General features: G+C 36.6%; 21 protein-coding genes. 6 read left to right on the forward strand and 15 right to left on the reverse strand.

The features are described from left to right. Positions 1-17: 17 nt before the first annotated feature. The 4 genes from MR062_RS08255 (at position 18) to MR062_RS08270 (ending at position 6,563) form a co-directional block, all read left to right on the forward strand. A complete protein-coding gene (locus MR062_RS08255) occupies positions 18-3,416 on the forward strand; it encodes a DUF1080 domain-containing protein (RefSeq protein WP_242203674.1) in 3,399 nt (1,132 codons plus the stop codon). Positions 3,417-3,485: 69 nt separating this feature from the next. Then, on the forward strand, positions 3,486-5,174 hold the full coding sequence (locus MR062_RS08260; RefSeq protein ID WP_242203675.1) for a GMC oxidoreductase: 1,689 nt from the start codon (positions 3,486-3,488) through the stop codon (positions 5,172-5,174). A 1-nt stretch (position 5,175) separates the two neighbouring features. Further along, a complete protein-coding gene (locus MR062_RS08265) occupies positions 5,176-5,769 on the forward strand; it encodes a gluconate 2-dehydrogenase subunit 3 family protein (protein WP_242203676.1) in 594 nt (197 codons plus the stop codon). Between the two features lie 293 nt (positions 5,770-6,062). Continuing rightward, on the forward strand, positions 6,063-6,563 hold the full coding sequence (locus MR062_RS08270; RefSeq protein ID WP_242203677.1) for a DinB family protein: 501 nt from the start codon (positions 6,063-6,065) through the stop codon (positions 6,561-6,563). Here the strand turns inward: MR062_RS08270 and MR062_RS08275 are convergent. From MR062_RS08275 to rplS, 9 genes are all read right to left on the reverse strand, one after another. Next, positions 6,556-6,798 (reverse strand): DUF6095 family protein, encoded by a 243-nt coding sequence (locus MR062_RS08275; RefSeq protein WP_242203678.1) that lies wholly within the window; start codon positions 6,796-6,798, stop codon positions 6,556-6,558. The two genes, MR062_RS08270 and MR062_RS08275, sit on opposite strands and share 8 nt — an antisense overlap. Next, a complete protein-coding gene (gene murQ / locus MR062_RS08280; RefSeq protein ID WP_242203679.1) occupies positions 6,785-7,603 on the reverse strand; it encodes an N-acetylmuramic acid 6-phosphate etherase in 819 nt (272 codons plus the stop codon). The genes MR062_RS08275 and murQ overlap by 14 nt, the downstream gene beginning before the upstream one ends. A gap of 141 nt (positions 7,604-7,744) precedes the next feature. After that, on the reverse strand, positions 7,745-9,205 hold the full coding sequence (locus tag MR062_RS08285) for a TolC family protein (protein WP_242203680.1): 1,461 nt from the start codon (positions 9,203-9,205) through the stop codon (positions 7,745-7,747). Between the two features lie 76 nt (positions 9,206-9,281). Then, a complete protein-coding gene (locus MR062_RS08290; protein WP_242203681.1) occupies positions 9,282-10,658 on the reverse strand; it encodes an ABC transporter permease in 1,377 nt (458 codons plus the stop codon). Between the two features lie 2 nt (positions 10,659-10,660). Then, positions 10,661-11,905, reverse strand: a complete 1,245-nt coding sequence (locus MR062_RS08295) for an efflux RND transporter periplasmic adaptor subunit (protein ID WP_242203682.1) — start codon at positions 11,903-11,905, stop codon at positions 10,661-10,663. A 140-nt stretch (positions 11,906-12,045) separates the two neighbouring features. Next, a complete protein-coding gene (locus MR062_RS08300; protein ID WP_242203683.1) occupies positions 12,046-12,861 on the reverse strand; it encodes a DUF4249 domain-containing protein in 816 nt (271 codons plus the stop codon). A 4-nt stretch (positions 12,862-12,865) separates the two neighbouring features. Continuing rightward, a complete protein-coding gene (locus tag MR062_RS08305; protein WP_242203684.1) occupies positions 12,866-15,232 on the reverse strand; it encodes a TonB-dependent receptor in 2,367 nt (788 codons plus the stop codon). Between the two features lie 72 nt (positions 15,233-15,304). After that, positions 15,305-17,515, reverse strand: a complete 2,211-nt coding sequence (locus MR062_RS08310) for an NADP-dependent isocitrate dehydrogenase (RefSeq protein WP_242203685.1) — start codon at positions 17,513-17,515, stop codon at positions 15,305-15,307. A gap of 838 nt (positions 17,516-18,353) precedes the next feature. Further along, positions 18,354-18,704, reverse strand: coding sequence for a 50S ribosomal protein L19 (gene rplS / locus MR062_RS08315; RefSeq protein WP_242203686.1), 351 nt, complete (start codon positions 18,702-18,704; stop codon positions 18,354-18,356). Positions 18,705-18,904: 200 nt separating this feature from the next. Between rplS and MR062_RS08320 the strand changes: the two genes are divergently transcribed. Continuing rightward, positions 18,905-19,279 (forward strand): VOC family protein, encoded by a 375-nt coding sequence (locus MR062_RS08320; protein WP_242203687.1) that lies wholly within the window; start codon positions 18,905-18,907, stop codon positions 19,277-19,279. 54 nt (positions 19,280-19,333) lie between these two features. Next, on the forward strand, positions 19,334-19,990 hold the full coding sequence (locus tag MR062_RS08325) for a TrmH family RNA methyltransferase (RefSeq protein WP_242203688.1): 657 nt from the start codon (positions 19,334-19,336) through the stop codon (positions 19,988-19,990). Positions 19,991-20,204: 214 nt separating this feature from the next. Here the strand turns inward: MR062_RS08325 and MR062_RS08330 are convergent, their stop codons facing one another. From MR062_RS08330 to MR062_RS08355, 6 genes are all read right to left on the reverse strand, one after another. After that, a complete protein-coding gene (locus MR062_RS08330) occupies positions 20,205-21,692 on the reverse strand; it encodes a cytochrome C (protein ID WP_242203689.1) in 1,488 nt (495 codons plus the stop codon). 244 nt (positions 21,693-21,936) lie between these two features. Further along, complete coding sequence (locus tag MR062_RS08335) at positions 21,937-22,473, reverse strand: DinB family protein (RefSeq protein ID WP_242203690.1); 537 nt, start codon at positions 22,471-22,473, stop codon at positions 21,937-21,939. A gap of 91 nt (positions 22,474-22,564) precedes the next feature. Further along, positions 22,565-22,936: a potassium channel family protein gene (locus tag MR062_RS08340; RefSeq protein ID WP_242203691.1), complete on the reverse strand. Its 372-nt coding sequence runs from the start codon at positions 22,934-22,936 to the stop codon at positions 22,565-22,567. Between the two features lie 153 nt (positions 22,937-23,089). Then, on the reverse strand, positions 23,090-23,824 hold the full coding sequence (locus MR062_RS08345) for an NAD(P)-dependent oxidoreductase (protein WP_242203692.1): 735 nt from the start codon (positions 23,822-23,824) through the stop codon (positions 23,090-23,092). 136 nt (positions 23,825-23,960) lie between these two features. After that, positions 23,961-24,737: a carboxypeptidase-like regulatory domain-containing protein gene (locus MR062_RS08350; RefSeq protein ID WP_242203693.1), complete on the reverse strand. Its 777-nt coding sequence runs from the start codon at positions 24,735-24,737 to the stop codon at positions 23,961-23,963. A gap of 94 nt (positions 24,738-24,831) precedes the next feature. After that, positions 24,832-26,604, reverse strand: a complete 1,773-nt coding sequence (locus MR062_RS08355; RefSeq protein WP_242203694.1) for a DEAD/DEAH box helicase — start codon at positions 26,602-26,604, stop codon at positions 24,832-24,834. Positions 26,605-26,848 lie beyond the last annotated feature (244 nt).

Raw genomic sequence — 26,848 nt, forward strand, 5'->3', positions numbered from 1 at the left:
ACAACAAAAATATAGAGATGAAACGAATTATAGCGATTATATGTACAGTTGTTTTAATGGCAACTCAAACAGTATCAGGACAAATTAATAGAACACTAGAAACCAAAGTCGCCGATATTTTAGCACAGTTACCGACCAAGGATTTAAGCCACAGAGATAGATTGATGGAAGAAATGATTGGTCTTAATGTGGCTGGGATATTGCAATTTACAGATATGTTAGTGCCTCTAGGAACAGGAGATGATACAAAAGCACGTTACGCTATACAAAGCGTAGCGGTTTATGGTGGAGGAAAAGCCAATGAGGTGCAGCAGGGAAATGTAGTGGAACAAGCTTTGCTTAAGGCGATTAGCAAGACTTCTAACAATGAAGTGAAAACCTTTTTGTTGGAACGTTTGATGTTTTGTGGAACCAATGCAAGTATTCCACTTTTAAAAAGCTATTTATCCAATGCAGATTTATTTAAGACAGCATTGGGCGCTTTAAGATCCATAGGGACCAATGAAGTCGCACAAACTGTTTTGGAAGCCACCAAATTGGCCAAAAATGACCAAAAACCAGCATTTATTGAGGTTTTAGGGCAATTGCAATATAAGCCGGCAGAAGCATTTCTCTATGAGCTGGGCAAGTCTACTGACATAGATATTAAACAAAGAGCTCTTATGGCCTTGGCAGAACTGGGCTCGGTAGATACCATGGGATATTTAATAGCAGCAGCTAAAGCATCCAATTACAGATTAGAGGCATCGAAAGCTATTTTAGCCTTAATACGTTATGGAAACAGGTTACAGGAAACGGGAGAAAATCAGCTAAGTGTAGAGATAGGTAAACTATTACTTAAAAATTGTACAGCTAACGATCAATTGCATTTTAGATCGGCCGGAATACATTTGGTTAGTGAAGCGGAAAAACAAGTAGCCACCAAAATATTACTTAAGGAAATTAAAAAAGGAGATGCAGCTTATAAAGCTGTGGTACTTGATGCAGCCTCCCGGAATTTAAATTCGGCTAGTGTTTCCATGTGGATCAAAGCATATAAAAAGGCAGCTTCAGATACCAAGCCATTAATTATTAATATGCTGGGTATAAAAGAAGACCCAGTAATATTTGAAAAATGTTTGGAACCAGCCATCCAATCGGATAACGAAGGTGTTAGAATTGCCGCAATAAAAGCGATGGCCTATCAAAATAAAGAAAAGGCATTGTCGGTTTTACTGAATAGTTTAAATACCCTGAATTCGGAAGCACAATACCTAGCCATGCAAGAGACACTACTTCGAATTGTCGCTTTGCAGGACGCCGAACTATTGTCGAGCCGATTAAGTAGTAGTAATTCTGAAGCAAAGCAAGTGTTGGTTTGTGTATTGGCTTTACGAAATGCCAATGCCCAGTTTAGTACCATAGTAGAACTTTTAAAGGATGGGGATAAGAATCTTAAGGAGACTGTTTATGAAGCTTTGCCATTGATTGCAACAGCCAATAATCTATCAGATCTTATAGCTTTGCTTTCCGAAGCCAAAGAAGAAAAGAATATAGCTAACCTACAAAAAGGTATTGTTAATATCCTGAAATCCCAGGAGGCAGTAAATGTAGATCAGGTATATAATGCATATCTAACGGCTTCCGAGAAATCCAAATGGATTCCCTTATTATCTGCTTTAGCCAGCGAAAAAGCGTTGATGCTGGTATCGGAGCAAATAAAAACAGGAAGTCCTAAAGCTAAGAAATTGGCTTTGGAAGCATTGTCTAATTGGCAAAACAACGATGCTATTCCTGTGCTATTTGAAGCTGTTAAGCATATTGATATAGCGTTACAGGCGAAGGCTTTTGATGGCTATTTGAAAAAAGTGGACAGATCGGGATACCCAGACGATCAGAAGTTGCTTTTAGTGCGAAAGCTTGTGCCATATGCTTCAACAACAAATCAGAAAAAACAAATTATAAGCGCGGCTGGAAAGATAAAGACCTTTTTGTCATTGATATTTGTATCGGAGTTTTTAGAAGTAAAGGAATTAGTGTCCTCGGCCTCCAATGCCATTATTGGAATAGCACTTCCTGCACCCGGGAAGAATGATGGGTTAAGTGGCAGCTTGGTTAGGGACATTGTCTCTAAAAGTGTTGATAATTTAACTGGTCCCGATAGTCAGTATATAAAAATTGATGTCAAGGAGTTTTTGGAAAATATGCCTAAAGAAGCAGGTTTTGTTTCCATTTTTAATGGGAAGGATCTTTCTGGTTGGGAAGGCTTGGTTAAAAACCCTATTGCACGTCAAAAAATGTCTCAAAAAGAATTGGCTAAGGCACAGGCAGAAGCTAATGCGCAAATGCAAAGGGATTGGTTTGTAAAAGATGGTGTTATTGGGTTTAAAGGTGAAGGTTATAATAACATTTGTACAATAAAGGATTACGGTGATTTTGAAATGCTTGTCGATTGGAAGATAACTAACGGTGGCGATAGTGGTATCTATCTTAGGGGAACACCACAGGTGCAAATATGGGATATTGCCAGAACCAATGTAGGCGCCCAAGTTGGTAGTGGCGGCCTGTATAACAATCAGAAGTACGAAAGTAAGCCCCTTGTGGTAGCCGATAATCCTGTAAATGATTGGAACACATTCCGTATAAAAATGGTGGGCGATCGCGTAACCGTTTATTTAAATGGCGTTTTGGTAACCGATAATGTGCCGTTAGAAAACTATTGGGATCGTAGTCAAAGTATTTTTCCAAAAGAGGCCATAGAACTACAGGCACATGGCGAAGACCTTGGGTTTAGAAATGTATATGTACGTGAAATTGTATCGGGAGATGATTTATTGACCAAAGCCGAACAAAAGGCAGGTTTTAAATCCTTATTTAATGGCAAAGATCTAGACCATTGGATTGGAAATAAAGTCGATTACGTTGTTGAGAATAACGAGATAGCTGTGCGTCCTAAGCAAGGCGGGCATGGTAATCTTTATACAGCAGAGGAGTATTCTGATTTTATTTTCCGTTTTGAATTCAAATTAACACCTGGAGCCAATAACGGATTGGGAATTCATGCACCATTGCAGGGAGATGCGGCCTATGTGGGTAAGGAATTGCAAATATTGGATAACACGGCTTCTATTTATGCTAATTTAAAACCTTATCAATATCATGGATCCGTATATGGTATTATAGCTGCTAAACGCGGCTATTTAAAACCTGTGGGCGAATGGAATTATGAAGAAGTTCAAGTAAAAGGCGACCATATAAAAATAACACTTAACGGGACTGTTATTGTAGATGGCAATATTAAAGAAGCCACAAAGCATGGTACGGCCGATCATAAAGACCATCCAGGGTTAAAAAGAACCAAGGGACATATTGCCTTTTTGGGCCATGGCTCCGAACTTTGGTTCCGTAATATCAGAATTAAGGATTTAGCACCCTAAAATGAAAAATTTGTAACCTGTTTAAGTTATACTGAATACTTATTTTTATACCCCAAAAGAAGATTGTTAATGAACGACGTTTATGATGCCATTGTTATAGGCACTGGGATTTCTGGTGGATGGGCAGCTAAAGAATTATGCGAAAATGGCTTAAAGACTTTGGTACTTGAAAGAGGACGCATGGTGAAGCACATCGAAGATTATCCAACGGCAAATAAAAATGCTTGGGATTTAAAATACCGAGGATTAGTGACCCGAGCTGACTTAAAAAAACAAGAAAAGCAGAATAGGGCAGGTTATACTGTACGTGAAGAAACCAAGCATTGGTTTGTAAATGACCTCAAACACCCATATAGTGAAAGCAAACGATTCGATTGGATTCGAGGTTATCATGTAGGCGGGCGTTCCCTAACTTGGGGACGCCAAACCCTTCGGTTGAGTGATCTGGATTTTGAAGCGAATAAAAAAGAAGGTATTGCAGTGGACTGGCCTATTCGTTATAAGGATATAGCACCATGGTATGATAAAGTGGAACGCTTCATTGGGGTTTGTGGAGAGAAATTAGGTTTGCCTCATTTGCCAGATGGTATTTTTACACCTCCTATGGAATTAAATTGTGTAGAGCAGGAGTTTAGAGATAAGATTACTAAAAATTATACCAATCGCTATTTAACCATGGGACGGTTTGCCCATCTTACTGGCGATGTAAAACATGAAGGAAGAACCAATTGTCAGTATAGAAACCAGTGTATGCGAGGCTGTCTTTTTGGAGGGTATTTTAGCAGTAATTCCTCCACGTTGCCGGCAGCATCTAAAACTGGCAACATGACGCTTCGCCCTAATTCTATCGTCAATAAAATTATTTATGATGATGCAAAGCAATTGGCTACTGGAGTTGAGGTTATCGATGCCCTAACACATGAAAAGCTTAAGTTTTCGGCAAAAGTTATTTTTTGTTGTGCATCAACTGTGGCCAGTACGGCAATATTGCTAAACTCTACATCAACCAGATTTCCCAATGGCTTGGGGAATGACAGTGGTGAGTTGGGACATAATTTGATGGATCATCATTTTAGAGTAGGGGCTACAGCTACGGCAGAGGGCTTTGATGATAAGCATTATATTGGGCAAAGGCCAACAAGTTTCCATATTCCGAGATTTAGAAACTTGGGAGATGAAGCTACAAAACAGGATTATTTAAGAGGTTATGGGTTTCAAGGTAGTGCAAGTAGGAGCAGTTGGCAAAGTGCCATCAAAGAGCTTTCGTATGGTGAAGGGCTAAAAGAAAAGCTATTGAAACCCGGTCCATGGACTATTGGCATGACCGGTTTTGGTGAGTGCTTGCCTTATCACGACAATAAAATGTACTTGGATAAGGAAAAGAAAGACGAATGGGGTATTCCAATCGTAACATTTGATAGTGAGTTCAAGGAGAACGAACACAAAATGCGTGAAGACATGCAAAAGGAAGCGGTTAACATGCTCAAGTCGGCAGGATTTAAAAATGTTAAAGGCTATAATGAACCCTGTTTTCCTGGGCATGCCATACACGAGATGGGAACTGCAAGAATGGGGCATGACCCAAAAACATCGGTTTTAAATAAAAATAATCAGGTGCATGCAGTGCCTAATGTGTATGTTACCGATGGTGCCTGTATGACGTCTTCGGCCTATCAAAATCCATCGTTAACTTATATGGCCCTATCGGCTAGAGCAGCTAACCACGCCGCAAAACAATTAAAGTTAAAAGCATTTTAATATGGATAGAAGACGTGTATTAAAAACCATACCGCTATCTATAGGAGGCCTTATAGCAACACCGGCATTGATGCAAGTATTGACATCGTGTGGTGATGAGCGGCATCTACAATGGAAACCTGCTTTTTTAAATTTAAACCAAGCGTTTATTGTTGAACAAATAGCCAATGTTATATTGCCCAAAACAGATACCATTGGTGCATTGGATGTATATGTGCCCCAATTTTTGGATATATTATTGAATGATGTTGTACCAACAGCAGAACAAGATATTTTTATAAAAGGCGCAACTGTTTTTCAGCAAAAATATAAGGCGCTTTTTAAAAAGGAAATTTCAAATGCCAATACAGAAGAGATTGCGAAAATGATTTCCATGTATTTTGACCTTAATGAAGAAGATGAGCAAAAGGTATTTGAACTGGTTGGCTCGAATTTAGAAGATGTAAAAGATTCAGATACGTACTATCTTTATAAATATTTATATTTTATTAGATATTACAGCATATTTGCTTATTTAACTACACAGGAAGTAAAAGAAGGGCTATTGGGGTTTAATCCTTACCTGGGGAATTATACCGCTTGCACTTCGTTGTAGTTAAATTTGAAAAACGAAATTTTAATAGGGTGCACGACAAATTCCCATTTCTTGTGAAAATGCGTCATTGGTAATGTCATGGCGAGGAACGAAGCCATCTTTTGAATTTTAGTCTTAATTACTTACAGGTTGCTTCGTCGCTCTTGCCTCGCTTCTCGCAATGACAAAAATTTGTTGTATACCTTTTAAACAGTCTAAACTGTGTAGTAAAAAATAATATTGTTGTAAGTTTATTTCTTTTTTTAGACTAAATCGATAATTTTTTGTAAAATTAAATTAGTATTTTAGTCTTCATGAACAGTATAATCCAGTCTACGCTTAAAACACTTCAAAAATCAGAACACTTATTGGTTAATTTAGAGGATACTGTTTTTTCCAATGTATCGGTCTCTCCTTATTATTCAAGTATAGGAAGTCATATGCGCCATATTTTAGATTTTTATGATTGTATTCTCAATAGAGAAAATGGGGATATAATAGATTTAACGGACAGAAAAAGAAATAAAAGTGTTGAAACCTGTGGTGAACAGGCTTTATGTTATTTAAAAGATATTGTTGCTAAATTAAAAATCTTGGACAAGCGGATAGACGATACCGTTATGGTTAAAGATGATTTGGGTATGGGAACCGTTGAAATGCCTTATACGTATGCTGCATTGTTAGCTCAGGCCAATAGCCATACCATACACCATTATGCAATCATTAACTATATTTTAGACCGTTTGGGGATTGTTTTTTCTGATAGTGATTTTGGATATAATCCAACTACACCTAAAGCAACGAACCTTAATTAGGTTCTTTTTTAAACATACTATCCAAGATAGTTTGGATGCCCTTAAAAGCTAAAAATATAGCTAAGCAGCAAATTAATATGGCTATAATTAAAATAATGGTGTCAATGGGTTGCTTTAGTTTTGTTTGGGAAATGTAAATAAGCGTTGGCCCAGTAAACATACAGGCTAGAGAGCCTCCCATTAATTTAAGCCCATCAACAAGAATGGTTTTGTTTGTTCTTTTAGTTTCTGTCATTATAATTCTTAATGGCTAAACGAACGCTTCCATATTTATCCAATAATTTTTGCGCCTCTTCCTCGGTTATACTTAATTCTTTCATGATCATTTTAGTGCCACGGTCTACAAGCTTATTATTGCTTAATTGCATATCCACCATTTTATTGCCTTTTATATGGCCCAGTTGAATCATGGTTGAGGTAGTAATCATGTTAAGGACTAATTTCTGGGCAGTTCCAGCCTTCATTCTTGAGCTTCCAGTTACAAACTCTGGTCCTACAATAACTTCAATAGGATATTGTGCTGTGTTTGATAGCGGACTGTTATGGTTACAAGCGATACAGCCCGTAATGATATTGTTTGCATTACATTTTTCAAGAGCACCTATAACATAAGGCGTTGTGCCCGATGCTGCAATCCCTACAACAACATCTTTGCTTGAAATATTATAGGTTTGCAAATCTTCCCAGCCTTGTGTGGTAGAGTCTTCGGCAAACTCAACAGCATTTCTAATAGCAGTATCTCCTCCGGCAATTAACCCGATAACTAAATTAGGCGATACGCCAAAAGTAGGCGGACATTCCGAAGCATCTAAAATGCCCAAACGGCCACTGGTACCAGCACCAACATAGAATAAGCGCCCACCGCTTTTTAATTGTTTAACGATTTGCTGGACTAAAACCTCAATTTGTGGTAGAGCCTTTTCCACTGCCAGCGGAACAGTTTTGTCTTCGTTATTAATGCTTTGAAGCAATGTTGCGACATCCATCTTTTCCAGATGGTTATAATTAGAATCTTGTTCTGTTGTTTTTATAAAACCCATACTTCAAAAGTACATGAATTTTTTCATTTAAAAATTAACAAAAACTAAATAGAAAAAAAATTATGGACTTACGAAGCGACGCTCAGAGCCTGTCAAAGGGAGGTTTTTTGCAAAATAAAAGTATGTGTTAATCGCTGGTTTTTAATCATAAAGAATCGTTTCTGCTTCTATTTTTTTATTATTTATAAAATCATAAAGTGTAAGTTGCCTTAGTACATAATAGTCTCTCCAAAAACTTCCAAGAGAATTTAAATACTTTAGCACGGCATCATCTCTTTTTTGCAAGGCTATGTTTAGTTCAGTAATGGAAATTTTATCCACAACATATCTTTTCTTTGAAATTTCATAGCTTTTAGTGGCTACTTCTTTAGCTTTTTCTGAGGTGTACAGAAAATCTCTTTGATTGGACCAATTAAGAACATGCAGGTAGATTTCCTGCTCAAATTCCAACTTATCTTGGTTTATATTATTTTTGGTTAAATCCAGATTCGCTTCAGCCATTTTACGTCTCGATTTGGATACGCCCCAGTCAAAAATAGGCATGCTCAACGTTACTCTTACATTTTGTTGCTTGTTAAAATTATTGAAGAGGTTATTAAAGTCATCACCATTTTGGGAAATCCCCAAGTTAGCTGAAATTCCTAGCTTGAGTCTATTATTGCCTTTTTGTTCAGCAACTGCTTTTTCGGCTTCCAATCGTTTTCTTCTAAATTCTATTACTGCTTTTCTATTGGCTTGTGCCTCACTTAAAGCTTTATCAATATCCACATCAAAAAGGGGGAGCTCTTCTGGGATTTCCAATTCTAAATCCTCGGTATCCAATTCTAAATAACGGGCTAAATTTTGGGATGCCCGCTTTAGTTCTAAGGTATTGGTTGTTACCGTATTCTTAGAATTTAAAACCGTTAACTCCATTTGCAGCAAATCATTTTCTGCAATTTTACCTACTTTATACCGCCCTTTTGCAATTTGATATAGTGTGTCTTGATTGGATAAATTGGTTTTGGCAATTTCCAATTGCATTTGGGCTTTTAACAAATCGAAATAACGTCTGGCTGTATTCACTGATATCTCTTCCATATTTTCAACAAACTCCCGTTTGGATTCTTCGTAGAGTAGAGGTTCTATTTTTTTGTCCCATTTAAAGGGGTTGTAAAAAAGTGAGTTTTGAAAATAGTTTATAGAAAATGGAATTACGGAATAGTTTATGTTATCATTAAGACCAAAGAGCTCCACACGTTCTAAATTGGTGTTTATAGATAATACGCCACCAGTGTAGGGAACGCTTTGCGCAATTGAAAGTCCTCCTTCTATCAATAATTGATTTTGATTGACAAAGATATCTTGACCTGCATCATTTGTAATTCTATTGACTGCATTTCTATATTCAGGTAGGGTAGCCCTTAAACTCAGTTCGGGAAGAAAACTTGCTTTATAACGTCTAAACCGCCAATAGTAGGCTTGGTTTCTATTAAGATTGATTTTATAGTCTGGCGATTTTTTTTGGGCTATAGCAATGGCTTCATCGAGCGTTAACTTTTTTGATTGTGAGAAGGTGAACAATGGAATGATAACTAGGGCAAAAAGAAAAATATGTTTCATTTAATTAATAGGTTTTTTTGATTGATGAGGTGATTAATTATAGATGAGATATGTTTTGAGATAAATTAATCATTTGTTATTCCGATCTTAAAGCTTCAATAGGTCTTTTCTTAGCGGCGGCCTTTGCTGGAAATATTCCGAAGATTAACCCAACTGAAACAGCTATAACGAATGAAATCATGATGGAATTAATAGATAAAACGGTCTCTATCCCAGAGAACATCTCAATGATATAAGCACCGGTAATCCCCAAAAAGATGCCTATTATTCCACCGCCAAGACTAATGAGTACCGATTCTGATAAAAATTGCAGAATAACGTCTTGCTCGGTAGCCCCTATAGCTCTAATGACCCCAATTTCTTTAGTCCTTTCTAAAACTGAAGCCAGCATAATATTCATAATACCAATACCGCCAATGAGTAATGAAATGCCCGCAATGATGATAAGAACGATATTAAAGATTTGCTTTGTTTTTTGCTGTTGTTTCAAAAGCTGTATGGGAATTTCTATTTCAAAGTCCAATACATCATTATGCCTGCGCTTAAGCATTTTACTTAATACTTCGGCAGTGGCTTTTAGCTCATTGGAATTAGACACTTGAACAGTCAGTCTATCTATTTGATGATAGTTACCACGGGGAATCCTTTTTTTTGGCCCATTTTGATTGCCTCCAAAAACAATAAAGCCTCCACCTCCAGCTGAGGCCGCTTTATTGCTTATAATTTTTCGATCTTTATACCTAACCAAAAAGGTGTTTATTGGAATATATACATCTTCATTTAAGTCTCTAATACCTAAATTTTCCTGTGCTTTATCCGAAATGAATTTTTCCTCAATAATGCCAATGACTTGAAGCCAAACATCTTTAACTTTAATTTGTTTGCCTAATGCACTTTCACCGGTAAATAACTTTTTTTCAACTTTTTTCCCAATAATACAAACGGGAAGTGCATTTTTTATTTGATAATTAGAAAAGCTTTTTCCGCTTTCTAAGTTAATGTTGGATGTTTGAAAGAATGCATTGGAAACACCTATAAGCTTCACTGGGTTTTGTTTCCCATTATTGATAACGTAAGTGTCCATTATTATCTCAGGACTAACCAATGCTACACTGGGGATATAATCTTTTATACTTTCTGCATCCAGTATATCCAACCCTTTTGTGAATCGCTTTGCTTCTACACTTTCATTTTCTTCTTCGTTATCATTGTCGTCTTCCTTTTTTTCATCAGGAATAGGTGTTACAACGATATTATTAACACCTACCAACTCTAATTGAGATAGTATTTCCTTTTCTGCACCATTACCTATGGCCAGCATGGTTATAACAGATGCAACGCCAAAAATAATACCTAAAGCGGTTAAAAAGGTTCTAACCTTATTCGTTTTAATAAACCAGAACGCTTCGGTGAAGTTAGATTTGAGCTTTTCTAAAAGTATTTTATCTATCATCTTTATTGTAATAGCGTTATACTTTTTTCTTCTAAGCCTTCAGGTTTGTTTAGGTATACTACATCGCCTTCTTCCAAACCTTTGTTGATAATTACAACTTCGTTATTGGATAGGCCTAATTCCACTTGCTTTTTTGTAATAGAGTACCCCGATTTTACATAGGCATAGCTTATAGAGTCTTTAGAAAATACACCTTCTAATGGCATCATGAGCACATCGTCCTCTTGGTGAGTAAGTATTCTATTGGATGTTGTCATGCCAGGTCTAATATTTTCATTGGTTCCATTAAGTTTAATCAATACCTGAAAAAGTTTAATATCAGAACCGGCTTTGGTTTCCCCAACGTTGGCAACATCTGTTACAATACCCTCTAATTCAATATCGGGGAAGGCATCAAAACCTATTTTGGCTTTTAAGCCTTTCTTTAGTTTTCTTACATCAACTTCGTTACTATACGTTTTAGATTCCATTTTGCTGAGGTCTGGGAGGCTGGCTATGGCAGGTTCCCAAGGGGAAATGGTAGCGCCAACTTTCTTTTTGGTACCATTCCATTCCTTGACGTAAGTTATCATGCCGTCATCTTCAGAGAAAATGGTGAACTCCTTTTGAAGTTCCCTTAGTTCTTCTATTCGCTTTTTGATTTTAGAAACTTCGGTACCAACCTCAATCATTTTAGCATTGGCCTGCCTTTTTTTAATAGAATAGTCGGCCCTTTTTTCTTTTAAGTTACGTTCTGTTTTTTCAATTTTAATTTCTAAGGATCTAATAGTGGCAGGAGGTTCATATTTAGAGCGTTCAAGCTCCAATTTGTCCTCTTCAATACTAAACTCTAGGTCTTTTATGGTATTACGTTCTTGTTTTAGGGTTAGCGTGGTATCTAATTGTTGTTGGGTGAATCTGGATTCTGCTTTGTCTAGGTTTAATTGTGCATCAAGAATTTTACCGTTAAGTTCAGATACATCCAATTTGCCTATATAATCGCCTTTTTTTACAACAGTACCTTCTGGGACTAAATCTTGTATTTTAATGTTGTATATGCCATGTCGTCTAGCATTTGTTGGACCATTAATTTTTTTAGAGCTTGTAGATTGGGCTTCGCCAGAAATGTACACTTCATCTTTAAAGATGCCTTTCTCAACCTTGGCGGTAAGGGAAACGTTTTCATTATCGGTAGATTTTAAAAAGGAATAAAGTGTTGCTATAAGTATAAGAGCTATACCTATATAAAAAAGCTTTTTTTTGTTCATGATGGGTTAATTGTTAATTGATTGACTAAAACGTAAATATATATTAGAATATTATATAAAACAGTTAAACATTACTTAATATTCTCACAATATTATGTTATTTTCTCTCAATTATTGTGCCAGTAACCTTATTTTTAAATTTATTTTACTGTGTAGATGAAGGTTGCAATTTCTGAAGCTCTAAAATAACCTAGGGGATAGCGTTCTGGATTCGTTATATTTATACAATTCCCCCTTACTGTTGCTGGTTGTACTTCAAAGGGATCTCCAGACTCTTCATCGGTTTGCTGTAAGAGTATGTTCATGTATTCATAAAACCGTTTGGAAATCCCATAGTTTCTTATTTCCAATTTATCGTTAGGTTCTAAATTTTCATCAGAATGAAATGCAAATATTTGATTACCATCGGTAAATTCATCATCGTAAACTTCAAGGCTAGCAAGGTTCGTTGAAGTATTAATAAACTCGAACAAATAGTAATTATCAACCCCTTCGGGATCGGTGTAGTAAGCTTGAATTTCTGTTTCATTTCCGCTAAATCCACCATTGTCATTTTGTTCTACAAATTCGATGGAAGCAACGGGCATTAACTGTTCGGAGGCTGTATAGGTTTCGTTATTGTATACTACTGTTAAGTTATAGACCCTATTTATTTCAGGAATAAAGGAATCGTTTAAATAAATGCCGTTTTGCTCTTGTTCAATAAAATTAAAGGTATTGTTAAAATTATCGGTCACGCTTACGGTAGCTCCGGTTGCGGGAGGGATTTCGTCGTCAAAAAAAGGAGCGGTTAAGGATAGTTTAATCATTTGAAAGTTGCCATTGGTTCCTTTAACCCAATTTAAGGCTGCATCAATAACCAATTTGGGCTCGCCAGTTTGTAAATCGACATCAATGACATCCTCACATGCTAAAAGGCTCAAACTTAACAAGGCTATGTAGAGTATCTTTTTCATTGGCTTAAAACTTAAAATTATAAGAGATTGATGGGACAATCCCAAATATTGATAATCGTGTGGCTTCATTTCTTCCACTGTCTGGATTGCTCTTAAAAGCTATAGATGCTGCATTACGTCTGTTGTAGATATTGTAGATACCAAATACCCAGTAACGTTCCCGTTTTTTAGTTCTTTTGGGGTTAAGGGTGGCTGTAATATCTAAACGGTGGTAGGATGGCAGCCTATCGTCATTTCTACCACTATAATTGGGTATTGTTATGCCGTTAAACTGATATTGCCCATTGGGAAAAGTAGTAGGTTGTCCTGTTTGAAATATAAAATTAGCATTTAACCTCCATTTGTTATTGAGTTCATAACTTCCAGTGAATGATATGTCGTGCGTTTTGTCAAATGGTGTTTTGTACCAACGGCCATTGTTGATTCCCAATTCTTGAGGGGTTCTTCCTGGAGTTTGCTGCTCGGATTTCGATAGGGTATAAGCCACCCAACCTTTAAAGCGTCCTTTATTTTTTCTTAATAGAAGTTCGGTTCCATAAGCTCTGGCTCTACCATTCAAAATAACCTGTTCTACAGCATTGTTTGCAATTAAATCGGCACCATCTATATAGTCAATTCTATTTTTAATAGTTTTGTAGAAGCTTTCAAATTCCAATGTGTAAGAACCGTTACCAAATGTTCTAAAGTAACCAATGGCATATTGGTCCAGCAACTGGGGTTTTATATATTTTCCGCTAGGAGTCCAAACATCAAGTGGCGTTGGTGAATTGGTATTGGACAGTAGGTGCAAGTACTGACTCATTCTATTGTAACTGGCCTTTATGGAACTTTTGGAATTAAGTTGGTGAGCCAATGAAACTCGCGGCTCTAGATTTTCAAATTTAGCTATAACATCACGACGTTTATAGGTTGCTTCGCCTATTGGAGTTGCTTTTTCATAGATTTTAAGATCTTCATTAAATAGCACGGCTTGGTTGTTGTTGTAAAGGTTCAATTTATTTTGCCCTAAGCGATGAAATGTACTTAGTCGTAAGCCATAAGAAACAGATAGTTTATCAGATAATTGATGTTCGGCATCTAAATATATCGCATGCTCTAAAGCATATTTATCGGTAAGTTTAAATGGGTTTATTCCAGAGGTTTCTGTTGTGGGTTTAATATCGCCTGGATTAAATTTATGGTAAATGCTATTTAAGCCATATTGAAGTTTGAATTTATCACTTATATAATGTTTCAAATCATATTTTAAATTAAAGTTCTTGATACCTGAAACCCAATCGAATTCAACAAAGCTTAATTTTAAATCGTAATCGTAATCTGAATATATTAAAGACAAGTTTGAAAATAGTTTATCCGATATCAAATGGTTCCACCTAAAGTTAAAAACCGCATTGCCATAAGCGTTTTCAAACGAATCTTGAATTCTAAATACATCCCGCCCAAAATACCCAGATAGATAGATACTGTTGTTATCGTTAATCTTATAACTCAATTTGGTGTTCAAATCATAGAAATAGGCAATGTTATCAACATCGAACAGTGGTAGAAACAAATGGGCATAGCTAGAGCGACCACCAAAGAGAAATGAGCCTTTGTCTTTTTTTAGAGGGCCTTCAGCTAAAACCCTGCTTGTAACCATACCTATGCCTCCATTCATATGGAAGTTCTTACTATTGCCCTCCTTTTGATAAATATCCAGAACTGAAGATACACGCCCACCATAACGAGCGGGAATACCGCCTTTATAGAGCTTGAGATCTTTTATGGCATCTGGATTGAATACTGAAAAGAAACCGAATAGATGGGATGAATTATAGATTGTGGCTTCATCCAGAAGGATTAAATTCTGATCTACAGACCCGCCTCTTACATTAAATCCTGAAGCACCTTCTCCTGCGGTAGTAATTCCTGGCAGTAGGGTAATGGCTTTAATAACATCGGCTTCGCCTAAAACAACTGGTATTTCCTTGATGGTATTGGCCGTTAACTTATTAAGGCTCATTTGAGGGGCTTTAATATTTAACCGTTCAACATCTTCTGTAATTACTACTTCGTTTAAATTCTCAAAGGAAGCTGTTAAGTTAAAGTTTTTTACAATGTTTTCTGATAGGGTAACCGTTTCAGAAATAGTATTAAACCCCAAATAACTAACCAAAACCTTATAGGTGCCTTTGGGTAAGGTAATGGAATAAAAGCCGTATTCATTAGTTGTGGTGCCCGACTGTATTTCGGGAAAGATTATATTAACCCCAATTAATGTTTCATTACTGCTATTTTCTGAGATTGTACCACTTATGGTAAATTTTTCCTGAGCGTTTAATAGCATACCATTTAAAACAAGAAACAAAAACCAGAAATGGATTTTATACATGAAGCATTTTCTATAAAAATAAAAAAAAGCCCCTACATAGAGGAGCTTTAATTTGAAATATATAATTTTTATTTAACCAATAATGCTATTAAGGGTTTTACTAGGGCGCATTACCTGGTTTGCTATAGTATCGTTGGGTTCGTAGTAGCCTCCTATGCTTACGGCACTTCCTTGTATGTTGTTTAATTCGTTAATAATTACCGATTCGTTATCGGATAATTGTTTAGCAATTGGAGCAAACTCAGCTTTTAAAGCTTCATCTTTAGATTGATTGGTTAATTCCTGTGCCCAGTAAAGCGCTAAGTAAAAATGGCTGCCTCTGTTATCCAATTCACCAGCTTTTCTTGATGGACTTTTTTGATTTTCCAAAAGTTTTTCGGTAGCAGTGTCAAGGGTTTCAGCTAATATTTTAGCTTTTTCATTGGTATTTGCTTCACCAAAATGTTCTAAAGAAACAGCTAGGGCTAAAAATTCGCCTAATGAATCCCATCTTAAATGGTTCTCTTCTAATAGCTGTTGAACGTGTTTAGGAGCAGATCCTCCAGCACCTGTTTCAAAGAGTCCGCCACCATTCATTAAAGGTACAATGGAAAGCATTTTGGCACTGGTACCTACTTCCAATATAGGGAACAGGTCGGTTAAGTAATCGCGCAATACGTTTCCTGTAACCGAAATGGTATCTTTTCCAGCCTTTAATCGTTCACATGTAAAAATGGTCGCCTTTTCAGGAGAAAGAATTCTTAAATCCAATCCTGTTGTATCGTGGTCTTTTAAGTAGGTATTTACTTTTTTAATTAATTCTGCATCATGTGCTCTTTCTTCATTTAACCAGAATACGGCAGGTGTTTGCGAAGCTCTGGCACGGGTAACTGCTAATTTAACCCAATCCTGTATAGGGGCGTCTTTAGCTTGACACATTCTCCAGATATCTCCTGTTTCTACATCGTGTTGTATTAAAATGTTTCCTGCTGCATCAACAACCTTTACAGTCCCGTTAGAAGGAATTTCAAAAGTTTTATCGTGAGAACCATACTCTTCAGCTTTTTGAGCCATAAGTCCAACATTAGGTACTGTACCCATTGTTGTTGGATCGAAAGCACCATGTGCTTTACAAAAATCTATGGTTGCAGCATAAACGCTTGCATAGCTGCTATCTGGTATTACAGCTTTAGTATCCTGTAACTCGCCTTTTGCATTCCACATTTTTCCAGAAGTACGAATCATAGCTGGCATGGAAGCATCGATAATAACATCACTAGGAACATGCAAATTGGTAATGCCTTTATCACTATTTACCATAGCAATTGCCGGACCGTTTTTGTACGTTGCTTCAATATCGGCTTCAATTTCTTGGCGTTTATCTTCTGGTAATTCTTGAATTCGCTCCAAAAGATTTCCAAGACCTGAGTTTACATTAACACCAAGGGCTTCAATGGTTTCGCTATGTTTTACAAATACATCTTTAAAAAAGGCTTTTACGGCGTGTCCAAAAATAATAGGGTCACTAACCTTCATCATGGTACCTTTCATATGTAAGGAGAAAAGAATGTCCTTAGTTTTTGCATCGGCAACTTGTTGGTCTAAAAAGTCCACCAAAGCTTTTTTGTTCATTACCGTAGCATCAATAATTTCACCTTTCAATAATGGCAAACTGTCTTTTAAAACAGTTAGGTTGCCATTGGTATCGGTATGTTCGATTGTTATGGTCGTAGCCTCGGCAATGGTAACAGATTTTTCATTATGTGCAAAATCACCACTGGACATAGTTGCCACATGGGTTTTAGAATCGCTTGACCAAGCACCCATAGTATGCGGATTCTTTTTAGCATAATTTTTTACGGCCTTTGGAGCGCGTCTATCACTATTACCTTCCCTTAATACAGGGTTAACGGCACTACCTTTAACTTTATCGTACCTCGCTTTAATGTCTTTCTCGGTATCGTTACTAGGCGTATCTGGATAATTTGGAACGGCAAATCCTTTTTCTTGCAATTCTTTTATAGCGCCTTTCAATTGTGGTACAGAAGCACTAATATTTGGTAATTTGATAATGTTGGCTTCTGGCTTTTTTGCCAATTCACCCAGAAAAGCCAAGTCATCCGAAACACGTTGGTCTTCATTTAAAAAATCTGGAAAAACAGATAATATCCTTGCTGCCAAAGAGATATCCCTTGTCTCAATTTTAATACCAGCTGGTTTCACAAAGGTTTCAACAATAGGTAAAAAAGAGCGCGTAGCTAATGCTGGAGCTTCATCTGTTTTTGTATAGATAATTTTTGACATCCGTGTCGGTTTTAAATTTTAAAAAATATAAATAATTGATTTTCAATCAAAGGCCTTTTTAAGGCGATGCGAATATACAAAAAATGATAGTTATTGGAAGTTTATTTCTAAGGCAAAGCCTAAGAAGGTAGGCTAATTAATAGGAATATAAAAAAAGGCGATGGCCAATAGCTAATTGATAAAAAAAGAGGAGTAAAATTATTAAAAAACAAAAGCCATATCACTGTAGAGTACTACTTTGACATGGCTTTCTTTGAAATAACATTCCGTGACCTATTTGATATTGCTATCAAATCGGTTTGAATTTTCATCAAACCTTTTCAATTCAAGTGCAGTTATTTCAATGAAGCATTTGTTGTAATTTTCAAAATGTATTGACCTATTACCAAATGCTCCCGTTTAATTGTTTTTCTTGATGCTAGTTACTATGCATTCATTTTCATGATTGTATAGTTGCTTAGCATTGTTCATATTACAGTACTACTGCTTTTTTGAACTTTCAACTACAATAGTTGCCCCTTGCTCGCACATGTGGTACTTTTTGCGGTATCATGGTTTTTTGCTCACACACGCATACACGCGGCACATCCAAACCTCAAAAAACAATTATATTTAAAGAACGTTACTTTAATTGGAATCGCCGTAAATTCATTTTTTAAATGAAACCAAACTAAGTTGTCATTGATTCTTCTGCTAAGATAGATTATGGATTCAAATTTTCAAATTTTTTATGGCATTAGATATCAACCATTTATGAACCATAGTTATTAACTTTTGTTAATAAAAAAAGGGTTTTGAAAATATCAAAACCCTTATATATGCTGTAGCTAGTTTACTACTAGTGTCTGCTTTCTTTAATTCTTGCTTTCTTACCTGTAAGTCCTCTAAAGTAGAAGATACGTGCTCTACGTACTTTTCCACGTTTGTTAACTTCAATTTTTTGTAAAGCTGGCAAATTGATTGGGAAAATACGTTCAACTCCAATCGATCCAGACATTTTTCTAATGGTAAAGGTTTCTGAAGCTCCAGAACCTCTTCTTTGAATAACAGTTCCTCTAAAGAACTGAGTACGTGTTTTATTACCTTCCTTAATTTCGTAATAAACAGTAATAGTGTCACCAGCTCCAAACTCTGGTAAGTCTTTTTTTGTTACAAATTCGTCCTGAACAAATTTTACTAAAGATTCCATATCTTTAAATTTAAATGGTTGATTCGAAACAACATTCACGATTTTCGCCAGAGGTTAATCCGAAATTGGGTGCAAAAATAGTTATTAATTGCCAACATGCAATACTTTGTGTTTGTTTTTTTGATTCTTTTTTGAAAAAATAGATTTATGGCCTTGTTAATTTTGTAATTTTAGAAAACGTCAATTAAACAATTAATATTATGGGCAATAACATGGTAGGCTGGTTCGAGATACCGGTGCACGATATGGATAGGGCAAAGCAATTTTACGAATCGGTTTTTAATGTAGAAATAGGTATTCATGACTTTGGAGGCCTGTTAATGGGATGGTTTCCAGATAGGGGAGAAGCCCATGGTGCCCAGGGGACATTAATTAAGCAGGATTCCTATATTCCTAGTAAGGAGGGTGTACTCATCTATTTTATGAGTGAGGATGTGCAAGATGAACTAGATAAAGTTGTGGCCGCCGGTGGTGAAATATACCAACCCAAAACGCAGATTTCACCAGAGCATGGCTATATGGCAGTATTTATAGATAGTGAAGGAAACCGTATTGCGCTCCATTCTAAAAATTAGCGTGGTACTGCTTCTTTAACTATGGCTTAAAATAAAAGATGATATCTTTACACCATGATAGATATCGATCTTTTGGAGTACATAGAATCTTATTTAACACCTTCTCGAAGGGTCAAATTCGAAAAGGTTTTATCCCAACGTACTAAGCATTTTGCAGTTGCGATTGAAGATGTGTACCAGTTGCATAACACAAGTGCAGTAATTCGCAGTTGTGATGTTTTTGGTGTTCAGGAAGTCAATATTATTGAGGAAATTAATACCAAACGGATAGACAGGGAAATAGCCATGGGTGCTCAAAAGTGGGTAGATATTAACCGCTATAATACAGTGAAGGATTGTATTAAGGATTTGAAACAGCAGGGCTATCAAATTGTGGCTACTACACCACATACCAATGATTGTGAACTCCACGATTTTGATGTGACCCAAAAATCCTGCTTTTTCTTCGGAAGGGAAACCGAAGGGTTATCTGATACAGTACTAAATGAAGCCGATTGCTTTTTGAAAATTCCTATGGTAGGTTTTACCGAAAGTTTAAATATTTCGGTTTCGGCAGCTATTATTTTACAACACGTTACGACGAAACTAAAACATACCAATATCAATTGGCAACTTAGAGAACAAGAACTATTGGAGAAGCGTTTGGATTGGTGCAAAAAAACGATTAAAAGCTACCAAAAAATTGTGGATAGGTATTATCAGGATAAATAAAGCATTTGCTTATTCTGCTTACTTTACAAAGTAAAATAGCCGTCAATATAGTTTTTATAAGTGTTTGTCAGGTTGAGCGCAGTCGAAACCGATTGTTAATTGTCTGTAAACTAAAACATTTCAACTGCATTTCGACAAGCTCAATGACCACGTTCAATGTGACATTTAAATTATTATATAGACGGCTATTTAATTATAATTTTTTAATTATGTTTTACAAACACATCATATAAGCGGTAAGTGCTTTTTTCTCTTCTTTATTTAAATTTAATTCCAATATCAAATTAAAAAACTCTACAGTATCATCTAATGTTGGAAGTCTACCATCATGCAGGTACGGTGGTGAATCTTTTATCCCTCGTAAAGGAAATGTTTTTATAGGGCCTTCAGGTCGTCCTTTATAAAAACGCTCAACTTTTAGGTCGTGCATATAATCATCTACAAAGGCAGGTCCGTAATGACATGTTGCACATTTAGCTTTCCCTTTAAATAAACGCTCACCCAACAATTCCTGTTTGGTAGATTTACTTGGTATCAAATTACTCATGGCGTCTAATTTTGGTGCTGGAGGGAAATCTAGCATAGAATTAAAATCGCCCATTCTATTTGATAGTGCTCTTTGTAAACCTCTTTGTCCAATATGCTGTTGCATACCTGGGTCGCCATCAAAATATTCTTCTACTTCCGCAAAATGATCCATGCTTCTAATGGAACGTTTGGAGGATAATTGCATTAAATTAAAATTACCACGCATAGTAGGTGTGTCCACGCGTAAACGAGCTAAATTTGGTCTGCTGTCCGGCCCTAACTCAATGGCACCGTTGGTATGGCCATTAACATGACAGGAGAAACAAGACACTCCCGCACTTGGTTCCAGGGTAACCCTATGTGAGGTATGGTTAAACCATGTGGTTGGTGTAGGGGTCAACAGTTCATTTAACCCTTCCATTTGTTCTGGTGTGAGTAAGCCGTTAAAAATCTCATAGTAATTGGCTAGCGTTACTTCCCTTCCCTTCGTTACGTCTCCAAGTTCCTTATGATTGGACAAGAACATTGGTGGTGGAAATTCTGGTAAATATTCGTCTGGAAAATCATGGTCTACATCAATCCTGGCATGTTCTGGATGTACTTTGTTCCAGCTGTCTGGAAATAGCATATGTGCCGTTGTTTGTAACGGATGCGCCAAAGGTTTGAACGGAAACAGGTCTTTGTATTTAATTTCTTCTGGAGAATATTTAGACAATTCTTCATACGAAGAAACCCCTTTAGGTAACCTGGTAATAGGGCCTTTCATGATTGGTTTTCTTCCACCGGACATCACCTTGCCTTCATAAGATTCTCCGTTAAAATCAAATCGTGAGTTCATGTATTTTCTAACATCGGCCATTAATTCTGGCTTTTGTTTTTTGTGAAAAGCAACCCATTCTTCCCAACTCATGGGGAGTTCTGGCGTAGTAAACGAACTTTTACCTTTGCCCCCATATCGCCATAGGTCAAAAGGTGTGCGTTCCCCCTTTTTTAAAGCGGGGTATGGAATCAAGGAATCGATATGTCCTGCTCCTAACTCGTAATCGGGCTCTTCGTAATCTTCAATTACAGCTCCCGGCGATTGCAATAAATGCAATTTGTTATTGATAATCTGGAAGCTTAAAAGCAATAAGCACCCAATGGCTACCAATAACGGAATTCGAATCTTCTTCATGTTGATTTAATCGGTTTTGATTGGTATTCAGTGATGATAACAAATGTATTTTTGTTGAAATGAGATTACCAAACTTAATTGTTTATATTAAAAAAAACAAAATAAAGTAGTTAAGCTTCCTTGAATGTTTTACAGAATTACTTTCATGTTTGGTTGTAGAGTGCACAAGAGACTGTCTTTTATAATGAATTTAGATGAAAACAAAGAGTATGTAAAACATTAAAAATGGCTAAATGATGATTATTTAGATGTAAGGCTTCTTATTGTGCTTAACTAAAGCAAGTGCAGATTCCAATCCCATCGCTCGCCGCCATGCGGCTAATTGCCCTAAATGCATAGCCTCATGGTTAATGCACATAAAGGTAACAACATCTCCTAGTGTTGGCATAAAATTACTGAATCGCCAGGCTTGTGGTTCCTCCAGTTCTTTTTCATTAAGTCCCTCCAATAATGTCTTAACCTTATTATGTTGGTTTTCCAGTTCATTTATTAATTCATGTTTTGAAGGGTATTTGCTTTTTTCAAGGTTGGGCTTCCTTGGATCGCCAGGGCCTCGTCTTACAAACAATTCGGCCCACTTATCTGGCATTTCAAACGCCCCGCCCAAATCTTGCACTAAATCTGCACTGCCGGATATGAGATGCCCAATGGTAAACGCTGGATGGTTATCAAGCCCTGCAGCCGGAACAATGGTCATTTGTTCTTCGGTGAGATCATGAACAAGGGCTTTTGCATATTCAAGATTAAAATCATATTGATTGATGATTGATTGTATTGTCATATCAATATATTTAAACTAGTCTTTAATAGTATTGTGTTCTATTTGTAAAGATATGGAATTTTACAAATGGAAAATTTAACTTAAAGTCTAGTCATAGGCTTTGTTTTTTAGCCTTTCTTTCTTTTTTCCAAATACGGCTACTTCTATTTCCTAATGTCAAGCCTATCATTTTGGCTGTAAAAGATACAAAAGCCCCAATAGATAAAAAGGTGAAAATAATGGTGAATATTTTGCTTATTAATGTTGAGGGCACAAAATCACCATACCCAACTGTAGACATGGTCATAACAGAAAAATATAAAGAATCGATGGGTGCCCAATTTTCAATATTGGAATAAAAAAGGGTAGAACTGGTTAATAATAGAATGATGAAGATTAATAGAAACCTGAATTCTGAGTCATCTCTAATGCCTTGATAAATAACCTTGGCAAAACGGAAAAGGGTTATAAAAAAGGATACCATGTTTTATTAATTTTAGTTAGCTTAAATAGCAATTATGTCACGTATGGAAACAGTTTGAGAATCGTTTCTTAACGAGAAAAAGAAATATTACGTTTCTTCTTTGTGCTACCAAGTTAACAAAAAAGCCAGAATTTTATAGGTAAAGTACAGTCCTTATTGCGTTTGGTATGATGTGTTATAAATAACTGGCATTTGCCCTTTCCACTTATTCCATAAATCATTATCATGTACCAAATTGGCCATAAAGTTTCCGACGTTTATTCTACTTGTTTTGCCCGCATTAAAAATAGCACTTCTAATAGGGGAAGGGTGTATTTCATATTCTGTTACGTCGTCTTCATTAATTAAACTGTCGGGTCTAACCGCTACCCACTCAATGTGTTCATGATGTTGACCGATTTGGACTCGCAAATAATCTGCTGCTTTTTCATTATCTACGTGAGGAGGTAATAACAACCTAAGTAGCCCTACAATGCACTTTTGGGCAATGGAAATAGGTTCGTTTAAGTCGCGGTTTCTATTCCCTGTAGTATTCATTAAAAGATACTTAATTGGTTTTTCAGGATTATTGCTTTTTATGGCATGGCATAAACGACGTGTAGCATCCGTTACCAGTTTTCTGGGCCGCCCATAAATACCTTTCCAGCTCAGGGTATGTCCAAGGCAAGATGCAATTGCATGGCAACCAGAAACATGGGTGCTCATTTCTTCATCGCTTAATTTTAAGATGCTGGCCACAATAATCTGCATGTTGTCATTACTTTTCCAAGATTCTGGTAAATTTTCTAGAGAACGAACAATAACTTTAACTTGATGTCCTAGAATTAAAAGTTGATTAACCAACTGTTTGCCTGTTGCGCCACTGGCACCTGCCACTAAAATGGTCATAAGCGTTTAATTATATAAGCGTTTAAATTCTAGAGACGAATTAAAAATGGAAATGTTACTTGAACCTTAAACAGGTAAGTTCTTATTTGGGAATAATTCTTTGGTAAATGGTATTTAATGGAAATCATAGATATGCTTATAACCGTTTACTTCTTCCGTGGCTTAACAGCTTGTATTCTTCATAGCATTCGCTAATAGCATCGAGTATCTGCAAGTCGTTGGCCGATTGGATAAAGCCTTTGGAGTAATTGCACTGGCTTACAATTTCATCTAAATCAACCCGTTCTACCTGTAGTAATACCGTTAACATTTCACGGTCAAAACGGGTCGCCAGCAAATTACGGATTTCGTCATCTTCCTTCATCTTTTTTAGCTTACGCAATTCGTTGGGTTTCTTCCCAAACATACGGTGCAAGAAATCGGCAGGATTAAAAATGGAGCCTAAAATTTTATTGATGCCACTGGACTTTCTGGCTTCATAACCTGTGCTGGGTAATCCAGAAATACTATAGCGGTAATTGTCGTTAATAATAGGCACTTGTTTGATGTCTACTTCCAAATAGCCTGTAAGCTTAAGTTGGTTTACTACAACTTCCTCTAAGGCAAGTGCCAATTCGGTCAGTTCAATTTTAGCATTACCAAATTTTAACCAGTCATTGGTTACCCTTACTTTTATAGATTTGAAACCCAGGTATGAAAAGTGAAGGGTATCATTTGCTTTGGCATTAATTGCAAATTCCCCTTTGCTGTTGGTAGTTGTACCAATAACTTGGTTGAGGTTAACAATATTAACGCTTTCCAGAGGAACACCACCAGTAGCATTAATGACTACTCCTACTGCTTTTCCTGCTTCTTGGGCCATAAGCATAGCAGAAGTGAATAGAAAAACAATAAGGAGCAGGTAATACTTCATAGTCTATGTTATTTTTTTTATAAAAGTACTAAAGAAAAAATTAGTAAGGAGTCTATGATTTTCTTTTTGACTTAAAATTAACAAAAAAGTTTAACTATCTACGGGAGCGTCTAGGTCTAGAAGCTACAAAATCATCGGATTTTGAACGTCTTGACTTCGATTTCCCGCTAGACGATTTTCTGTCGTTTTTGCCTTTAAAATTACTTCGTCTGTCATCGCGTTGGCCGCCACCGCGTCTTCTGTCCCTTTTTCGGCCGCCACCGCCACCACGGTTTTCAGATACTTCAACATTAACATAACGCCCATTATATTTAAAGTCGGTAAAGAAGGCCAAGACCTTTTCTTTCATTTCGTTTTCAGTATTAAAAAACGAAAAACTATCTTTTACCTCTACTTTAAATACATCGTCACGACCAAGTTCAAGGATTTCCTTTAAAAAGTCTTTTAAGCTCATCCAATCGTAGCCATCTTTCTTACCAACGTTTATAAAGTATCTTGTAGTGTTACTTGTAGAACGATCGTCGTCATTGCTTTTTGAGCTTTCCGAAATGTTTAAGTCTGGTGCTTTTTGGTAATAGTTGTGAAAACGTGAAAACTCTACCGAAAAAAACTTTTTAATCAATTCGTCTTTGGTTGAATCTTCAAACAGTTCATTTATTTTTCCTAGATAATTGTCTATGTCATGGTTTACTTCAGTATTATGTACTTTATTGGCCAACGACATCAATTGCACCTCACAAATTTCCATGCCGTTAGGAATTTCCTTTTTAACGAACTGTTTATTTATAATGCGCTCGATACTTTTTATTTTACGAACTTCGCTTTTGGAAATAATAACCATGGAAACCCCAGTTTTTCCAGCACGCCCAGTACGACCGGAACGGTGGGTATAGGTTTCAATTTCATCGGGCAATTGGTAATTGATAACGTGGGTGATATCATCTACATCTATACCACGGGCTGCTACATCAGTAGCTACCAACATCTGTATTTGGTTGTTTCTAAAAGCCTTCATTACCAAATCACGCTGGTTCTGACTTAAATCGCCATGTAATGCTCCCGCATTGTAACCATCCTCTATTAATTTTTCGGCAACCTTTTGGGTATCGCGTTTGGTTCTGCAAAACACGACTGAGAAGATGTCTGGATTGGCATCGGCCAAGCGTTTTAATGCTAAATATCGATCCCTGGAGTTTGTCAAATAATACTCATGCGACACTTGACTGGAACCTTCATTTTTTGTGCCAACCGTAATTTCCTGCGGTTTGTGCATGAAATTTTTAGCTATCGCCGCCACTTCTTTAGGCATGGTGGCAGAGAACAACCAAGTGTTTTTGTCTTTTGGGGTGTGCGATAAAATATCGGTAATATCTTCTTTAAAGCCCATATTCAACATTTCATCGGCTTCATCTAAAACGCTATATTCTATTTTGGTAATATCTACCATATTTCGGCTTATCATATCCTTCATTCTACCTGGTGTTGCCACAATAATTTGTGCCCCCCGTTTTACTTCCCGAGCCTGTTCTGTAATGCTGGCGCCACCATAGATGGCAACTACATTTAAGCCTTTACAATACTTGCCATAAAGTTTTATTTCGTTGGTAATTTGTAAACATAGCTCTCGTGTAGGCGATAGGATAAGCCCTTGAGTGGTTCTACTATCTACATTAATTTTTTGTAGCATGGGAAACCCAAAAGCAGCCGTTTTTCCAGTACCTGTTTGGGCCAAGGCCACTAAGTCGGTTTCAGAATTTAATAAAACAGGAATTGCTTTTTCTTGAACTTCACTAGGCTTTGTAAATCCTAAATCGGTAATAGCGTGTAGCAGGTCTTCATTAAGACCCAAATCATGGAATGTGTTCATTCTAGTATATGTATGCGATTTATTATGTAGTGTTACATAAAGAAGAGAATCGACATACTTAACCTAAAACTTCTTGTAACACATCCTCACCCTGAGGAATTTTGTGAAACCCAAATTTGAAACATTCAAATTTGTTGGTTGAACTAACCCCGTTTTGACAACGAGATCCTTTTCTTGATTTCAAGCGGCAAAGATACATAAAAGTTTTAAGTTACAAGTTTAAATTTTTAAGTGAGTGATTTTT

This window comes from Aestuariivivens insulae, from assembly GCF_022662195.1.
Taxonomy (GTDB): Bacteria; Bacteroidota; Bacteroidia; order Flavobacteriales; family Flavobacteriaceae; genus Aestuariivivens; species Aestuariivivens insulae.

Excerpts from the sequence above, each read along its gene's own strand:
- MR062_RS08330 (WP_242203689.1), bottom strand. The coding sequence starts at position 21,692 with ATGAAGAAGATTCGAATTCCGTTATTGGTAGCCATTGGGTGCTTATTG.
- MR062_RS08295 (WP_242203682.1), bottom strand. The coding sequence starts at position 11,905 with ATGAACAAAAAAAAGCTTTTTTATATAGGTATAGCTCTTATACTTATA.
- MR062_RS08285 (WP_242203680.1), bottom strand. The coding sequence starts at position 9,205 with ATGAAACATATTTTTCTTTTTGCCCTAGTTATCATTCCATTGTTCACC.
- MR062_RS08265 (WP_242203676.1), top strand. The coding sequence starts at position 5,176 with ATGGATAGAAGACGTGTATTAAAAACCATACCGCTATCTATAGGAGGC.
- MR062_RS08340 (WP_242203691.1), bottom strand. The coding sequence starts at position 22,936 with ATGGTATCCTTTTTTATAACCCTTTTCCGTTTTGCCAAGGTTATTTAT.
- MR062_RS08335 (WP_242203690.1), bottom strand. The coding sequence starts at position 22,473 with ATGACAATACAATCAATCATCAATCAATATGATTTTAATCTTGAATAT.
- MR062_RS08310 (WP_242203685.1), bottom strand. The coding sequence starts at position 17,515 with ATGTCAAAAATTATCTATACAAAAACAGATGAAGCTCCAGCATTAGCT.
- MR062_RS08255 (WP_242203674.1), top strand. The coding sequence starts at position 18 with ATGAAACGAATTATAGCGATTATATGTACAGTTGTTTTAATGGCAACT.
- MR062_RS08290 (WP_242203681.1), bottom strand. The coding sequence starts at position 10,658 with ATGATAGATAAAATACTTTTAGAAAAGCTCAAATCTAACTTCACCGAA.
- rplS (WP_242203686.1), bottom strand. The coding sequence starts at position 18,704 with ATGGAATCTTTAGTAAAATTTGTTCAGGACGAATTTGTAACAAAAAAA.
- murQ (WP_242203679.1), bottom strand. The coding sequence starts at position 7,603 with ATGGGTTTTATAAAAACAACAGAACAAGATTCTAATTATAACCATCTG.
- MR062_RS08345 (WP_242203692.1), bottom strand. The coding sequence starts at position 23,824 with ATGACCATTTTAGTGGCAGGTGCCAGTGGCGCAACAGGCAAACAGTTG.
- MR062_RS08355 (WP_242203694.1), bottom strand. The coding sequence starts at position 26,604 with ATGAACACATTCCATGATTTGGGTCTTAATGAAGACCTGCTACACGCT.
- MR062_RS08300 (WP_242203683.1), bottom strand. The coding sequence starts at position 12,861 with ATGAAAAAGATACTCTACATAGCCTTGTTAAGTTTGAGCCTTTTAGCA.
- MR062_RS08260 (WP_242203675.1), top strand. The coding sequence starts at position 3,486 with ATGAACGACGTTTATGATGCCATTGTTATAGGCACTGGGATTTCTGGT.
- MR062_RS08325 (WP_242203688.1), top strand. The coding sequence starts at position 19,334 with ATGATAGATATCGATCTTTTGGAGTACATAGAATCTTATTTAACACCT.
- MR062_RS08350 (WP_242203693.1), bottom strand. The coding sequence starts at position 24,737 with ATGAAGTATTACCTGCTCCTTATTGTTTTTCTATTCACTTCTGCTATG.
- MR062_RS08270 (WP_242203677.1), top strand. The coding sequence starts at position 6,063 with ATGAACAGTATAATCCAGTCTACGCTTAAAACACTTCAAAAATCAGAA.
- MR062_RS08320 (WP_242203687.1), top strand. The coding sequence starts at position 18,905 with ATGGGCAATAACATGGTAGGCTGGTTCGAGATACCGGTGCACGATATG.
- MR062_RS08275 (WP_242203678.1), bottom strand. The coding sequence starts at position 6,798 with ATGACAGAAACTAAAAGAACAAACAAAACCATTCTTGTTGATGGGCTT.
- MR062_RS08305 (WP_242203684.1), bottom strand. The coding sequence starts at position 15,232 with ATGTATAAAATCCATTTCTGGTTTTTGTTTCTTGTTTTAAATGGTATG.